General features: G+C 56.3%; 11 protein-coding genes. 2 read left to right on the top strand and 9 right to left on the bottom strand.

The features are described from left to right. Positions 1–247: 247 nt before the first annotated feature. Positions 248–1,519 (top strand): S26 family signal peptidase, encoded by a 1,272-nt coding sequence (locus SV7mr_RS17820; protein ID WP_145275234.1) that lies wholly within the window; start codon positions 248–250, stop codon positions 1,517–1,519. Between the two features lie 26 nt (positions 1,520–1,545). Here SV7mr_RS17820 and SV7mr_RS17815 read toward each other — a convergent pair whose 3' ends face one another. From SV7mr_RS17815 to pdxA, 7 genes are all read right to left on the bottom strand, one after another. Continuing rightward, complete coding sequence (locus tag SV7mr_RS17815; protein ID WP_419187553.1) at positions 1,546–2,607, bottom strand: DUF6655 family protein; 1,062 nt, start codon at positions 2,605–2,607, stop codon at positions 1,546–1,548. A 214-nt stretch (positions 2,608–2,821) separates the two neighbouring features. Then, complete coding sequence (locus SV7mr_RS17810) at positions 2,822–3,736, bottom strand: DUF1559 family PulG-like putative transporter (RefSeq protein ID WP_419187552.1); 915 nt, start codon at positions 3,734–3,736, stop codon at positions 2,822–2,824. A 224-nt stretch (positions 3,737–3,960) separates the two neighbouring features. Next, complete coding sequence (locus SV7mr_RS17805) at positions 3,961–5,505, bottom strand: YifB family Mg chelatase-like AAA ATPase (protein ID WP_145275228.1); 1,545 nt, start codon at positions 5,503–5,505, stop codon at positions 3,961–3,963. A 423-nt stretch (positions 5,506–5,928) separates the two neighbouring features. Further along, positions 5,929–7,056 (bottom strand): ThuA domain-containing protein, encoded by a 1,128-nt coding sequence (locus tag SV7mr_RS17800; protein WP_145275225.1) that lies wholly within the window; start codon positions 7,054–7,056, stop codon positions 5,929–5,931. Positions 7,057–7,391: 335 nt separating this feature from the next. Next, entirely contained in the window at positions 7,392–8,618 is a 1,227-nt protein-coding gene (locus SV7mr_RS17795; RefSeq protein ID WP_145275222.1) for a WD40 repeat domain-containing protein, read from the bottom strand. Positions 8,619–8,876: 258 nt separating this feature from the next. Further along, complete coding sequence (locus SV7mr_RS17790) at positions 8,877–10,637, bottom strand: DUF6798 domain-containing protein (protein ID WP_145275219.1); 1,761 nt, start codon at positions 10,635–10,637, stop codon at positions 8,877–8,879. Between the two features lie 83 nt (positions 10,638–10,720). After that, positions 10,721–11,728 carry a 4-hydroxythreonine-4-phosphate dehydrogenase PdxA gene (pdxA, locus tag SV7mr_RS17785; protein WP_419187551.1) on the bottom strand — a complete coding sequence of 336 codons (1,008 nt, stop codon included), beginning with the start codon at positions 11,726–11,728 and terminating at the stop codon, positions 10,721–10,723. A gap of 246 nt (positions 11,729–11,974) precedes the next feature. On the opposite strand from pdxA, the gene SV7mr_RS17780 reads away from it, so the two are divergent. Next, positions 11,975–13,762 (top strand): C25 family cysteine peptidase, encoded by a 1,788-nt coding sequence (locus SV7mr_RS17780; protein WP_145275213.1) that lies wholly within the window; start codon positions 11,975–11,977, stop codon positions 13,760–13,762. On the opposite strand, the gene SV7mr_RS17775 is transcribed toward SV7mr_RS17780, so the two are convergent. Both SV7mr_RS17775 and SV7mr_RS17770 read right to left on the bottom strand, forming a co-directional pair. Beyond that, positions 13,759–14,568: an ABC transporter permease gene (locus SV7mr_RS17775; RefSeq protein WP_145275210.1), complete on the bottom strand. Its 810-nt coding sequence runs from the start codon at positions 14,566–14,568 to the stop codon at positions 13,759–13,761. The two genes, SV7mr_RS17780 and SV7mr_RS17775, sit on opposite strands and share 4 nt — an antisense overlap. Further along, positions 14,565–15,266 carry an ABC transporter ATP-binding protein gene (locus SV7mr_RS17770; RefSeq protein WP_419187550.1) on the bottom strand — a complete coding sequence of 234 codons (702 nt, stop codon included), beginning with the start codon at positions 15,264–15,266 and terminating at the stop codon, positions 14,565–14,567. The genes SV7mr_RS17775 and SV7mr_RS17770 overlap by 4 nt, the downstream gene beginning before the upstream one ends. Between the last annotated feature and the right edge of the window lie 108 nt (positions 15,267–15,374).

Here is a 15,374-nt window from a genome sequence, read left to right as displayed (position 1 = left end):
ATTCACCCTCGCCCAATCCATGCTGTGGGCCGAAATCACGGTGAATTGCCGGATTGCCTGAAAAACGCCCCTTCAGGTGAGACGGGTTGCGTCGACCATCGGGTTGCCCCCCAACGGAATGGCTTGCTCGGTTGCAATGTGGAGTCGCAACGTCGGTGCGCGGTGGATCGATTGCCTCAACGCGGCAGCGCCTTGATTGCCCGTCGCTCTCTTTGCCGAAACGTAGACCTTCGCCCAGTGGACCACCATGGAGCGCCGCTTAATCGTCCCCGTTTTACTGTTTGCCCTCGGTGCGGGTGTGGTGATCACCTTGGGGGGGATTGCCGGTCGTGTTGCGGTTGAGCGACAAACGAGTCCCCGTGCGAGTTTGCCGACGGCACAAGCAACGTTTCCCAACCCCGAACCGTCGGTTTCGCTTTCCGAATCGACGGATGCCGTGCGGTGGAAACCGCCCACGTCTGGCCCGACACCGGTCCCCTATCAAGTGGCCGGCGATTCAATGGCTCCCACTCTCTTGTCGGGTGACCTGTGCTTGGTCGATGAAATTCAGCGCGCACCGCCTGGGGCACCAAGTGATCGCCAGCAAGCCAACCAAGCGGCCCAGACGCGCACACCATTTCGCCCCGGTGACATCGTTACCATTGATTACCTCGCCGATCAGCACATCAAGCGAGTCGCTGCGGTCGAGGGTGATGTGGTTGATTCTGTTGGTGGCCGCTTGCGAGTCAATGGAGTGCGGCTGGAAGATTGGATCGGGAAAAGTCTGTTATCGCAAGGCAGGTCATCACCAAACATGTTGCTCCAAGATGCGGTTGCAAAGACCACTGCAATCTCACCACAGTATGCGCCCCTTCCACCGGCACTCGTTCGGTTGCAACCGCGCAGCGGTCGCTGGGACGCCCTGCCTGACGGCTGGTGGATGTACCAATATCGCAATCCGTATCAGTCTGGTCGCGTGACGTTGTTGAACGACGATTATCCCTTGAACAAACAGCAGCACCGCCAGCTGTATCCGGTTGATCGTTTGGCGATCCAGCTTGATGCCAGTGAGTTGCCTACAGAATCTGGTGAAGTGATCAGCGATGTCGAGGTCGCGATGCTAGCCGGTGAACAGCAGTGGAGGTTGCAACTCGATGCCGACGGTTGGGCAAGCAATCAGCTGCCCGCTGCCAGCGACTTGTTGCCCCAAGCTTTGGTGGATGCGATGCAAAGCCATCAGAGTCAAGTCGCGATTCGGTTGCCATTGGGATTTCAGCAAGCGGCCAGCCAGGCAGAGCCGATCCCCAGCCAGTTTCCCTTCGTGTCACTGTTTCGAAAGATTCATTATCGTGATGATCGTCCCAGCTTGGACTATCCCTTAACGATTCACGCGGGACAGGTCTTTGTCGTCGGTGACAATGTGCCAGTCAGCGTTGATAGTCGCACCTGGGGGCCACTGCCCATTGAAAACGTGACAGGGAAGCTGCGGTTGCTCATGCGTCAAGGTTCCGCCAGCGAAAAGCAGCCTCTCAAGCCTTAATCAGCAGACCCGCTCATGACGCTTGGTCAGGTTGACGGATCGGTCTTGGTCGGCGGTGCTCGTTTGGGTTGAGCTGGCTTGGCTTCGGACGTCGCGGTTGGCTTGGCTTCTGGCTGACTTGCTGGCTTTGTCTCGGTCTTTGCCGTGGCTGGTTTGCCGGTGCTGGCAGCGGTCGTCTTAGGAGCCGACTTTAGTGACGCTTGCACCACGTTGCCCGATTTGGCGTCACTCGCTTGTTCTGTTGTGGCAACCGCTTCGCCGGCGGGCTCGGTCGATTCATCCGGAGTGGAGGCCAGCATGTCGCGGCCAATTTGCCGATCGCTGAAGTCCGGCCAGCCACCTTGGAATCTTGTCTCAGCGGTGTAGTCCACCGCTGGCCGCTGAAAGTCCATCGTTGGCGAACTGTTGGGGGAACGGCGTCCGAAACCAATTTGGCTGCCGACAAGTTTGGTCCGGTCGCGGATCGTGCCGCCACGAAATGGTCCCATCCCCAAGAACCAAGTGTCTTTGGCAGTCGCAACGCTATGATGGATTCCGGACTGCCAGATCGGCTCACGCGTTTCCCGTTCGTAAGCAAACGCGACAATCTTCGCCGCTGCCTCACGCGCGTCACGGCGTGCCAAGGCAATCTCAGGGATCACCGGCAGGGGTGGGGCTCCCGGGATGACCGAGGCCGCTGAGTTGAGCGTGTTTGTTTCCGGCAACCCGTAGGTGACCAGATGGTTGTCCGCTCCCAGGGTCCCAACACGCGCTTCGATGATCACATCAGCCGTCGTGCTGGCGTCTTGAAGTAGGCAACCCGCAGCCAGGACCTGCTGGCGCAATCCGCTAATGACGTAGTCGGCGTTGACGAATCCTGCTCCCTTAACCGCTCGTAAGTAGCTGGTGTCCAGGAAGACCTTTCGCCCCGTCAAAGGGCGAAAATCAAGCGTTTGAATGCTGCGATCAACGGCATCGCTGACCAGCAGTTGTTCGGTCGCTTGGTGTTCGCGCGTTGTCCCACATCCCGACAGCAACAGCAGCAGAGCTGCGATAGCAATCAAGCATCTTGGTGGGAGTTTCTCAGTGGCCGAGAGAGCGCCGTTCATGGGCTGCGATGAAGCAAGTGACTGGCAAGGTGGGGAAAGGCGTTGGTAGCGACTGCCAGCGGATCACTGCAAGAGCGATTTTCTAATCTCGCCCCCTAGGCTTCCCAGCCCGCCTAATCTGTCGTTTCACCGCCGTGTAAGCACACACACGACGACTCCAATTTTTGGGGGCGGAATGCGGCGTCCCCGGTTTTGCTCGGTGACTTTGCTTGCATCATTCCACGCTCGGTTGTTCAAGCGGTTCGCTGGGCTGCCTTTGCAGTGCAAGCTGAGCGTCGCGCCGATCGGCCATCTGTTCTAAGATACTTTGGTCGGTACCGGTCGTTTGGAAGCGGACTTCACCGCTGCCCATCAGCACGTTGATTCCACCGGGATGGTACCCGCCGATCGAGCCAACGGTGGTCAGGGTGAATTTGGGTTTGGGGCTTTGAGGAGTCTGAATGCCGCCGCCGGTGTTGCGCAGACTCGCTCGCGTTCCACTCAGCCAACCCAGATCGCCCGCATAGAGCAGCTTTTCCGACAGGAACATTGTGTTGGCCAATCCATCGGTAATGTCATCTTTGCTAATCGGCGTATTCATGACAAACACTCCCCAATTATTTGCGTCAATGGGTGTCTCGGTTGGATGGTGGACGCCTGCATAGCTCGTGAAGTTTTCTTGCATCATGGGGAACGATGGACACTGTGCCCCACTAAACCGCAGCGCCAACACTGGTTCGTTGATGGGGGCGTAAATGCTGACCGATCGATCAATCTCTGCACCGATGGTTGGCTGGTCCATCAGATCCATCAGTCTGCCAAGCCAGTTGTGGTGATCGCCTTTGGCCTCATTTTGAATCGGTCCAGTTGCAGCAATGGTTCCCACTGGAAATTGAGACCAGCGATCATGATAGGCTTGAAAAGCGATCGCGCTGGTGAACTGTTTGGATTCACAGAGTGTCCGCCGAGAGGCCTCGCGCATCGATTGCAAGGCTGGTAACGCGATCGCGATCAGAATCCCGATGATCGCGATGACGACCAGCAGTTCCAATAAAGTAAAAGCGCGGCGTGTGTTGTTGGCCAGCATGAGTGTCGTTCTCGTTTCAATCGAATCGCCACCACCAGAGGCAGCGGATGGGTTCAAGTTCATTGGTCACTTGCACTTGATCATCGGTGATGACCCGTTCAGCAAGCGATCGCAGCGTTTCCGGTCGCGTTGCTAGTTGATAATAGCTCGCGATCCAAGTTTCGGTAGTGTTCGTAGGGTGCTGTGCTTGCACGCACCAAAGCCCCCAAAAACACCCCTGCAGATAATCGGTGCCTACAATCCCTCACCCACCTCGCTAACCCGAAAAGCTTCAAAGCAATGCTGGTTTAGACCCATAACTCGCGATCGAGATTTCGGTAGCTGATCGCTTCACTTAAATGCAGTTGGTTGATCTGTTCGCTGTTATCCAAGTCCGCGATCGTTCGTGAGAGTCGCAAAATTTTGTCGTGCGCTCGCGCAGAAAGGCCTAGCTCTTCAACACTGTGACGCAAAATGCCTCGACAGTCGTTGTCCAATTGGCAGAAGCTGCGAATCTGACGGCTGGACATTAATCCGTTGTATCGCACGTTGCCAGGTTGGTCCGCAAATCGTTCCGCTTGAATGGCTCGTGCTTGGTCAACCTGTTCGCGCATCGATTGGCTGCTGGTGCCGTGTCCGGACGAGGAGAGTTCTTCAAAAGGGACTGCGGGGACTTCGATTTGAATGTCGATTCGATCCACTAAAGGCCCGCTGATCTTGTTGATGTATTTTTCCACCTGAGGCGGTGTGCAGTTGCAGTGTCGACGGGGATCGCTGCGATAACCACAGGGACACGGATTCGCGGCCGCAACAAGCATGAAATCAGCCGGGAAGGTTGTGCTGCGCATGGCCCTGGAAATGGTGACAATGGTGTCTTCCAGCGGTTGCCGCATCACTTCCAGGGTTTTGCGATTGAATTCAGGCAGTTCATCTAAGAATAAGACGCCGTTATGCGCTTTGCTGATTTCGCCTGGTGCGGGCGGATTGCCCCCGCCTACTAGGCCTGCGTCACTGATTGTATGGTGTGGCGATCGATAGGGACGTTGGGCCAACAGTGGTTGGTCTTTGGGCAGCTGACCTAGGGCCGAATAAATCCGCGTGGTTTCGATTGATTCGCTGGCACTTAGCATGGGCAATACCGTTGGCACACGTTTGGCCAGCATCGTTTTGCCGCTCCCCGGTGGCCCAATCATCAACAGGTTATGCCGACCTGCGGCGGCGAGTGTGATGGCTCGCTTGGCAGCCTCTTGGCCGCGCACATCGGCAAAGTCGATCGGGTATTGGCTGTATTGTTGGAACAGTTCCGACAGCCGACTGGGGGCCGGATCGATGGTCAGCTCGCCAGCAAAGAAAGCCACCGCCTGTGCGAGCGATGAGACCGGGATCACTTCGAGCCCTTCAACGACCGCGGCTTCATTGGCATTGTCGGTGGGCAGCACGATGCCTTTGACGTCGCTGCGTTTGGCGGCCTCGATCGCGACCGAGAGGCAGCCCTTGACCGGCCGCGTCATGCCTTCCAAGGCAAGTTCCCCGATGATGGCGTAGTTCTCCAAACGATCGGCGGCCAATTGACCGCTGCCAGCCAGGACGCCAAGCGCAACCGGCAAATCAAACGATGCGGCTTGTTTCGGTAGATCACCTGGCGCCAAGTTGATCACCACGCGATCAAAGGGGCGAACAAACCCACTGTTCACGATCGCTCGCTCGACGCGGTGAGTGGATTCTTTGACCGCCGCGTCGGGTAGCCCAACGAGGATCGTTTTGGGCATCGCGGCAGTGGAGATATCCACTTCCACGTCGACAGCCATCGCTTCAATTCCAAGCAGTGTGTAGGTCTTCAACCGAGCCAACATCGAATCCCCTCGTTTGTGTGTTTGAATCTGCAACAGAGGCTATGCTGCCACATTTGGAGGGGTGTTGCAATCGTCAAGTGGGCCGTGTGGCCAAAGATTGTCTCATCGGGGCCTGATCACTGCCCCGAGGGACAAAGTGCCGGCGAGGTAGGTTGCCGTGCGCGCACGCACCAATAGACGCGCCGTTCGTACGGTGCCGTGCTTGCACGCACCAATGAAATGGCAGCGCACCGTTGGGCCGCAATCACGTGGATTTTCCGCATCCGCACCACCGGACTCGAAGATCTTCAAAACAGTGCGTGCGAGCACGGGACCCTGCGAAACGGTTTTTATCACCCAGAGATTCTTGGGATCGCTCGGGGTTCGTGGTCGCCGCAGGCCGAAAACGCTGTCAACAAAACTTGCTTAGCGGATCGCTGATGGTCACTTGTAAAATTCCACCTTGCGAGGTTTGACGTTCAGCGTTTCGTAGTTGAATCCCGCTTTCAGTGGCTCGTAGTGACCAACGATCTCAACCGAACTCTCGGGGCGAATCATTTCTTCCATTCCCAGTCCCCAGTAGACGCCGTTGATCGTTAGTCTTCGGACTCCGGCGTTCTGGAAGTCCACGGCCGAGCCCATGGTGAAGTGGAAAATCCGTGAGGGGCGACCTTGGTTGCCTACCCACGTTTTGGTCCAAGCGATTGGAAGTGGCTCCTTGTCTTTGTTCGGCGGCGCGTTCCGTTCCAGATTGATGAGCGGTTGTCCCAGCACCAGCGCCCGACAGTCCTTTGGAAAGGGAAACCTGTCGCTGTGACAACGATAGACATCAGAAGTGCCCCAAATGTCATCCACACCGACCAGGATTGGATGGGTCTTGTTGGCGTCGACGATGATGCCCTGCGTTGATTCACGATGCCAACCGCCGTGATGCCCCATGAACGTGCCGCCCAGCAGATCACGCAGTGGAACGTTCTTGTCAGCTTTTCGGTATTGCTTGCCGCCGTAGAATCCGTGATTGGCCGTTCGTAGTGCAATCAGTGGCTTACCCGCATCAAAGTAATCATGGAAGTGTTGCATTTGATCATCGGGAAGCTGCATAAAACGCGACAGCCAAATGACACAGTCGGCGTCGGCGAGAGACTGCAGTCCTGGGATCCGATGCCGTTTCGCTTTGTCTTTGAATGGCGCCGGCAAGGTTGGATCCACTTCCCCCTCATCGTTAACAGAAAACAGGACCGTACAGTCAAACCCATGATGCTGAGCGAGGACTTTGGCAAGCATCGGCATCGACTGCTCGCTGCGGTACTCCTGGTCTGCGGCAATCAACACAACATGCTTCCCTTTTCCTGGTCCGTCAGCACCCGGGAAGGTCAGCCACGGTTCGCTTGATGGAACCGGGGGCTCTGGGCGTGCAACCTCCTGGGCACCAGCCCAACGATCGTCGGCAAACGCCATCAGGCCAATGCAAATCAGAGTGAAAATGAATCGATTCATGAAGCTGGATTCCTGGATGTTTTCTCGCGCATCAAATGCCGCTGCGATGTAATGGGCGATGATTGGTAGGATCATCGATTGAAGAATCAGGGCGGGCTAGGTGTCCATGTTTTAACATTTCACGCGAGTTTGTCGCGCTGATCAGTGCAGGCAAGTTTCGAGAAAACTGCCATTCGCTTGTCTGCAACACGCTTTTCAGTCCCGACATTTCAGCCCAAGCATCTCAGCCCAAGCATTTCAGTCCAACCATTCAGTCGGGGCATTCCCGGTAGCGAGTGTGAATGAAACGCCCACCGGTCAAAAGCCGGCATCGCGGTTCGTAACCAGCAGATGGGCCAGCTGCGTGTTCCTGTTGCCGGTCCCCTGAAAAGTGTGCCGGACGTTGGGATCAGGCTTCGCAAAAAACGTTCTCATGGCTGGTCGTCTTCTTGATACGCCCAAATCTCGATCCCAGCCTCGGTGCCTAATGCAATCGTGTTGTCGCTGTGCTGAAAGCGTCGAACGCCGGGGCGAGTCCAGACTTGAGAGCCATCGGAGATTTTATTGATGCCAAAGGTCTTTTGCTTGTCGCGAATGATGAAGTGCTGATTGCTGAGCGGGAACACCGGCTGGTCGTATCCACTGGACGGAACCCGCTTGAGCCAAACGGGTTTTGGGTCACCAAATTTCTGACAGCGGATGTCATGGATGTTGCTACAGATCCAGTATTGCTTGTTCTCTGGGACAATGATCGAAAAGGCGCGATCGGCATCCGTTTTGACTTCGGAACTTAAGTCAGGCTGATTGAGATCAAGAATGAACAGGGCCGGCTTGTAATCAGGTTTGGAAACTTGCACCAAGATTTGACTGTCATCTAGTTCGAACACGTGTTTGGTGTTGCCGGGCAAGTCAACGCGATGAGTTTCGGGCCAACCTTGCTGATCGGTTGAGCGAATGACAAGCTGAGGCGAGCCGTTGTTTGTCTCTGTGGTGACCAGTTTGTTTGCTTGAGAGAACAAGTGGAATCGCCATCCCGACTTGAATGGCCCAGCGACTTGCTGCCCGGTAAGCGTATCGATTGCGTGCAGTGACCCGCCAGACAGGACTAGCAAGCGAGTGCCATCGGCGCTAAATCGCATGGCACTCACGTTGCTTGCATAGCTGATGGGGTCACCGATCAGTTGATGCGTTTTGACGTCGCGAAGTTGGACCGATTTCATTGTTGCCCGAGTCGCAATTAAGTTGCCTTGCGAGCTAATCGCTGGTGAGATGATGGTGTCTTCACGCAGTTCATGCGGGATGGCCTCACCTAGCTGTTTGCCTGTGCTGGTATCCCAGAGTCGCATGGAATTCCAATCGGCGGTGTACGCGATGGCATCATTGACGAAGCCGACTTGCCCATCGCCGGACGTTCTAAATGCAGCGCCAACGGGCTGGTGATCGACCAAGTTAAACAGCTGAGCCCAGCAGCCATAGAAGGCGGCGATCAGTGTTTTGCCATCCGCAGAGAGTTTGAGGGCGCGAGCCCCGTTGAACCGGGGAGAGGTTGCGCCCGGGGACGGAAACTCGGCAACACGCTGAACGTGCAGCTGAGCGTCTGCTAGAGAAGAACAAAGCACGAGCGCCAAAGCTGGCAGCAAACATCGAAGGTTCAACACGGTTCAGCCTCTCATCAAAAGCATCCACAAGCCAGTCACTCGATCCACAACGCCTAAGATCATTGTCGCCGATCGCGACCTCCATTGGAAGCACAGTGTGAGAATGAATGGAACCGAAGTCTGCGGGTAGCTGCAAGTTTCAGGCGGCGAGGCGAAGGGTTTATGGACCGTCAATCGCTTGACCGTGTTGATGGATGGTCATGTTTTCACTCAAGCTATGGTGTGATTTGCTTGAACTGCGATCAAGCCCCTGGCGGTTTAGCGATTGTGACCGTAAGGCAGTTCATACACGCTGAAGGTGTCGTTCTCTTGCTCGCCAACGGGATAAATCTTGATCAATGGCAACTGATCCACTTCAGCAAAGGGGCTGACGACGCGATTGTCGACCACCATGAACCGAACGCCGTAGGTGGCTCGAAAGTCTCTTAGCTTGCGATAGTCAATCGGAACGCGGACCGTGTAATAGGTCAGGTCCCCTTGCTGACGTTGAAAGAGATGATCGTAACGCTGTTTCCATTGCAACAATGACTGAGCGTCTTGCGGGACATCTTTCCAGTTCACGACCTCGGCCCGCTGAGCATACCACTTGAACGTTTGCTGTTGTCTCGGTGTGATGAAGACTTCGTCTTCCGGCGTCGCAATGCGAACCCAATCACAAAGTGCTAGCCAATCAGCGAAACGCTTGCGCTGGATGCCGGCACCCGGCTCATTGCCGATGCCCAGGTAGCGGTGGCGACAGGACTTGGGAATGCCAAAGCGAGCGGACTGCACCGCACCCCAAGTGAAGATCACAATGCCCAGCGCGATCGCGCCTTTCGCCATCAGATCCAATCCTAACGGACGGGGAACACTCACTGGACGTTCCGATAGCCAGCGAATGACCAGCAGGGCAACTGTCAGAGGGACGATCGCATCACTGAGACGAAACCAATAGTACTTGGAAAGCTTGACCGCAAAATCCGGGTTCCAGTGGTAACTGTAACCGATCACCAACCCACAGCCAGCGATCAGCAGTGTGGCCAATGCGAAGTAAAACAAGCGGGCCGCAGCTCCGTTGGAATCCGCCGATTCTTGGACGCGATCAGGCCGATGAGTCTGGCGTGGCAAGAACAGCAGCAACAACACAACGAGCGCAGAAAATCGCAAGTACCAGAGGGTCGGAAATCGCGTCGGCAACAAATGGTGCGGCAAACGAAACGAACCATAAATATGTGCGGCCAAGGTGGCGTCTTCCGTCGACACTCCACGCATCAACATCACCGCGGGGACCAAACCAAACAATGCGATCGCGCCACCGGCAAAAAGTTGCCAACAGAAAAACGGTGCTGCTTTTGTTTGGGAATCTCTGGCCGGTGGCAGTCGCAAACGAGGCAGCCAAGCGGAGCCCCGTTCGGTGACGACAAAGCAGATCGCCGCAGCGACCACGCACCAGCCGCCCGTTAAAACATGGAAAGCCGACGACATGCCAAACCAGATCCAGGCTTGTTTCCATTGACGCCCGATGACGCGTGAAAGTCCCACGAGCGCCAGTCCATATGCAGGCACTTTGCCTTCAATCCCACCAATCACCCATTCGCCAGCGAAGTTGCCTGCTTGAATGCCAGCGATCCAGAGGAGGGCGACAATCGTGCTGGAAAACACTGGCAACTTCAATCGCTGACAACATTGCTGAAGCCCAAATCCCACCATGGCCCACGCGATCAATCGACCGATCCAAGCGGTCGTTGACAGCGAGAAAAACAGCGTGGGCCAGCCAAATAACGCATAGAACGTGGTATGAGCTTTGCCAGAGGTCACAAAGAAATCATTGCTGCAAAACGAACTGTCCCAGAAGTTTTTCGCTTTGATTAAATAGTGAGCTTCATTGACGGCCGGTGCCGGGGCGCTGGCATAAAGGTAACAGAGGCCGACAAAGGCGATGACCTCTAATGCGATCCACCACCAGGCATGCTTGGCCGCAGTGCCTGAAACGGTGTGATCGGGATGCTCGTTGATCGGTGACTCGACAGGGGAGGGCATACTTAACGCAAGTCAGACAAAGAAGTAATCGGGGCCAGTGGGATCAAGTCTCGCGATTCGGTCGTCGCCACTGCGGCGCTCCGTTACGCGAGTTCGGCAGCGAGTGAGATTGCGGACAACATGCTAGTCACACTCGCCGTTCCCTGCCACGCCAAGTCCATTGCGGTGCCATGATCCACGCTGGTGCGGACGATGGGCAGCCCCAAGGTCACGTTGACGCCATCATCAAACGAGAGAGCCTTCAGCGGGATCAGTCCCTGGTCGTGATACATGCAGACATGGACATCCGTTTGCCGGCGCATTGCCGGAGTGAACGCCGTGTCAGGAGGCACCGGATCGGTGATCTGCCATTGCCAGCCTTGCTGCTGGCTCCATGCTCGCACGCGGTCGATGGCAGGTTGAATCAAGCGTTCTTCTTCACCGTGACTGATCAAACCGTTTTCACCCGCATGGGGATTCAAGCCCAGTACGGTGATCCGAGGCGATCGTTGATGTCGCTTTTGCATCGCCTGTCCGGCCAGGCGAATCGCTCGTTCAATCGACGCAACGCTCAGGCTGGCAATCGCATCAACCAGCGGCTGATGGATGGTGACCAATACTGTCGAACATTCCGACCCCGTCAGCATCATGCAGTACTCATCAATGCCACAGCGATCGGCCAGCAATTCAGTGTGTCCTAGAAAGGGAGCCTCTGCGGCATGCCACGCTTCTTTCTGAATCGGACCGGTCACGATGCCATCGATCACCCCCGCGCGGGCCCAAGCAATCGATTGGTCGACGGCTTGGAATGAAGCCCATCCCGTCGCCGCGCTGAACGATCCTGGTTGGACGTTGGTGGCTTCCAAGTCACCCACACTGACGATCGATGCAGACTCCGACGGACATTTCCTTGCCGCAATCATTTCACGGTCCAGGACCGGAGGCAGCGGTAAATCGAGCTGCTGTGCGACGCGTCGCAACACTGCAGCTGGCCCGACCAGCAACGGCTGGGCGATTTGCAAGACCTGTGGGGCAGCCGCCGCTTGGAGTGCCAGTTCCGGGCCGATTCCAGCAGCGTCTCCCACCGTGATGGCTAATTTGGGTTTTCCCAAATTTTCGTTTCCCAAATTTTCGTTTCCTGGATGGGCGGAGCCTGAATCGTGAGACATTGGTCTGGCGTTTCGAATCAAAATGTAGCAACAATCATCAATCAACAAGCTTAGCTCATTGGCGTCACCTGGACAGTGCCGTCAACGGGTTGAACGAAAAGAACAACGTCGACGAAGACACGACCGCGACTCACAACTCGCTCCCTTTCTGGGCGGCGACTTCTTTCCAAAACCATTGGTAATCGCATCATGCAGAATCTTGCGACGAAGAATCTCAACGCGAATCAACTTGGATCGTTCAGCGCTGGTAACGGCTCGGGCGCGAGGCCTCGCTGGCCGTTGATCGTGCTGCTGCTGGGGATGCTCTCAAACGCGCTTGGGGGCGGCTCGCCGCTGATGGCGCAGTCGCTCGAAGCAGAACCAGCCAAAAAAGCCGGGGTGTTGGTCGTCTGCCCGCAGAACTTTCGCACGGCTTTGCAACCTTGGATTGAGTACCGACAACGCCAGGGCTTTGACGTGCATGTGATTGACTCACAGCCGACGGCGCTCAAGTTACGTGACGCAATTCGAACGGCAGCCCGCGACAATGATCGCACGCTGTTGCTGATCGGCGATTGTCCCGCGATTGGTTCCAGCGCGGATCCCAACCGACAAGTCCCCGTCGCCTACATCCCCACATTGGTCACCGCCAAGTTCGGCAGCACGCCAACGATGGGCACCGACTATCCCTATGGAGACGTGGACAACGATCAACGCACCGACTTGGCTGTCGGTCGCATGCCGGTGGATACACCCGAACAATTGACGGCCATCATTGGCCGCATCAAAGCCTATGAATCGGCGAACGATTTTTCGACGTGGCGTGGTCGTTTGCAGTTAGTTGGCGGTGTCGGTGGATTTGGGTTTCTGGCTGACAAGACCATTGAATCGGTGACACGAATGATTGTCACCGCATCGTTGCCGCCAGAGGTGCGAACCAGTGTCGCCTACGGCAGTCCCGGCCATTTGTTTTATCCCAACGAACGGTTTAGCCAAGCGGTGATCAACCGGTATGGCGAAGGCTGCCGGTTCTGGGTTTACGCTGGACATGGCATGGTTGATTCCTTGGATAACGTGCCTGCCGGGCCAACGGGCGCTCCGGTTTTGGATAACACGACGATTCAGCATCTTGAATGTGATCCCACCAAAGCACCGATCGCGATCCTGTTGTGTTGCTACACCGGCGCCATTGATGCACGCATTGATTCTTTTGCCGAGCGTTTGTACTTGCATGATTGCGGGCCGATCGCAGTGATCGCAGGCAGTCGCGTCACGATGCCCTATGGCAACACCTCTCTGACGTTGGGGCTGGTGGAGTCGATCTTCGGCACGCAGCATCGAATTCAAAAAGGCGGCCAGGAATCCGCCGAGAGCACGCCGCAACCGATTCCCGGTCCACAAACTCCAGTCGCGCCAGAGGCGGATTTCAAACCGAGTCCTGTGCCCTTGCCCGCGGCAACGCGATTGGGACAGGCCTGGCTGCACGCGATCAATCAGCTCGAAGAGGTCGACGATCCCGAGAAGACTCAGCTACAAGTCATGGTCGATGCGATCGCGACCTTGGTCAGCCCCAGTGGTTCAAAGTTGCAAGAAGAACGGCGCGAGCACGCGGCGCTGTATTCGCTGCTCGGTGATCCGCTCCTGAAACTTCAGCCGCCTGCGAAGATTGACGTGCAGTGTGGATCCGGCGTTGATTTTGGCGAGACCGTCAAAGTCACCGTGCAGTGTCCGATCGATGGCCAGTGCGTGGTGACGCTCGACAAGCCGCTCGGCCACTCGCCAAAATCCAAGCCCGGTCAGCCTTACATCGATCCCAATCAGTTGACCTTTGCCAAAGTTGAAAAAACAATTCAGGGCGGAGAAAAGGTTGACTTTGAGATCCCTGTCAGTGGTCAACACGAGGGCTACATCACCATTCGCGTGCATGTCACCGGCAAGGATGCCTGGGCGACGGGAAGCTCTGTCACCAATTTGAGACCGCCGGCCAAAGGCAACTAAGTTTGCTTCTCGCGTTCTAGCAAGACTTCATAGCGAAAGCGATGATCGGGACCGAATAGCTTCCAAGTTGCCAGGTAAACAACACTCACCGTCCCCGCGGCTGTGGCCGCCGCGATGATGAACATGATCACAATTTGGTAGCGAATCGCCTGCGCTGGATCCATGCCGGCAATCACTTGGCCGGTCATCATGCCTGGCATGCTGACCAAGCCCACAACCATCATGGAGTTAATGATGGGGATCATGCCCGTGCGAATCGCGTCTCGCATCGCATCGGCCGACGCCTCCATTCGTGTTGCACCTAAAGCCGTCAGCGTTTCCACTTCAACGCGTCGGCGGGACATGGATTCGACCAGCGACGATAACGCCACGCTGATTCCATTCAGGGTATTGCCCAGCACCATCCCTAACAAGGGAATCAAATACTGCGGGTCATACCAGCTTCGTAAATCAGCCATCAGCAGGCAGATCACATAGCCCGTCAATAACCACGAGCTAGCCCAAACCGCTGCCAAGGTCAGACGGCGCATGCCTGGGAAACGGTATTTTGGCCGACTCGCTGCCGTCCAACCCGCGATCGTGGTCATGACGGCGGCAATGCTTAAGACCAGCCACCAGCTTTTGAGTTCAAAGACCCAGGTCAAGATCAGTCCCAGTAGCCACAATTGGACGACCGTGCGAATGGCTGCAAACACAAGTGTGCGTTCCATTCCCAATCGAAATCGAAACGACACGATGCCATTGATCAAGATAAGCAACGCCGCCAAAGCGATTTGCCACGTGGTGATTTCAATCGCCGCGATCATCGCTTCTCCTTCACTTGCTCGGTGAACGTTCCCAGCTCGCCGGCTTGCATCTGGTAGATCACGTTGCTGACTCGAACCGCTTGGTCATGGTCGTGAGAGACCCAAACCATTGCCGATTCATGCCCCTGGGATTCGCCCAGCCATTGGCTGACCAATGCCTCCACCTGCAATGCCGCCGTTTGATCCAACGCAGCGGTCGGTTCATCCAGAAGCAAGACTTCGGGCTGTAACTGAATCGCTCGCAAGCAGGCCACTAGTTGACGCTCCCCACCACTAAGCCGTTGATGGTCCTTTTCCAAAAAAGACGCTGAGCGACCAACGGTCTCCAAGCGAGCGACCAACCAGTCTCGGTCAAATTGACGCTCGCGATGGACTGCCAATTCAAACGGCCGATGAAGGACCTGTTCGACCGTGCCGCCATAATCGGCGGCTTGCTGGTGCACGTAAATCACCCGACTGCGATACCGAGGCGCTGTTGCTGGCGCGATCACGTGGCCGCGCCAACCAATCTGTCCATCGTCGATCGGTTCCAGCATCGCCAGTGAACGCAGGAACAGCGACTTGCCGCTACCGCTGTTGCCAACCAAGGCAACTCGATCACCTGCGCAAAGCCTCAGCGAAGCTTGATTCAAGAGCGTCTGATCGCCAACGCGACGAACCAATAACGAAGCATGGACAAGTTCGATGTCGAGGGTCACGGATGCAAGGCCAGCGTGAGACAGGTAATAAGGAAGCGGCTGGCAAGCATAGGACGCAACCGCGCCCGTTTAAAGAGGTACCGGCCCAAGTCACGCAATGAACGACAG

It is taken from the genome of Stieleria bergensis, from assembly GCA_007745635.1.
GTDB classification, from domain to species: Bacteria; Planctomycetota; Planctomycetia; order Pirellulales; family Pirellulaceae; genus Stieleria; species Stieleria bergensis.
Note: the sequence above shows the minus strand (reverse complement) of the source record. Positions and strands in the feature narration are given on the sequence as shown.

Excerpts from the sequence above, each read along its gene's own strand:
- SV7mr_RS17805 (WP_145275228.1), bottom strand. The coding sequence starts at position 5,505 with ATGTTGGCTCGGTTGAAGACCTACACACTGCTTGGAATTGAAGCGATG.
- SV7mr_RS17800 (WP_145275225.1), bottom strand. The coding sequence starts at position 7,056 with ATGATCCTACCAATCATCGCCCATTACATCGCAGCGGCATTTGATGCG.
- SV7mr_RS17790 (WP_145275219.1), bottom strand. The coding sequence starts at position 10,637 with ATGCCCTCCCCTGTCGAGTCACCGATCAACGAGCATCCCGATCACACC.
- SV7mr_RS17780 (WP_145275213.1), top strand. The coding sequence starts at position 11,975 with ATGCAGAATCTTGCGACGAAGAATCTCAACGCGAATCAACTTGGATCG.
- SV7mr_RS17810 (WP_419187552.1), bottom strand. The coding sequence starts at position 3,736 with ATGAACTTGAACCCATCCGCTGCCTCTGGTGGTGGCGATTCGATTGAA.
- SV7mr_RS17775 (WP_145275210.1), bottom strand. The coding sequence starts at position 14,568 with ATGATCGCGGCGATTGAAATCACCACGTGGCAAATCGCTTTGGCGGCG.
- SV7mr_RS17815 (WP_419187553.1), bottom strand. The coding sequence starts at position 2,607 with ATGAACGGCGCTCTCTCGGCCACTGAGAAACTCCCACCAAGATGCTTG.
- SV7mr_RS17820 (WP_145275234.1), top strand. The coding sequence starts at position 248 with ATGGAGCGCCGCTTAATCGTCCCCGTTTTACTGTTTGCCCTCGGTGCG.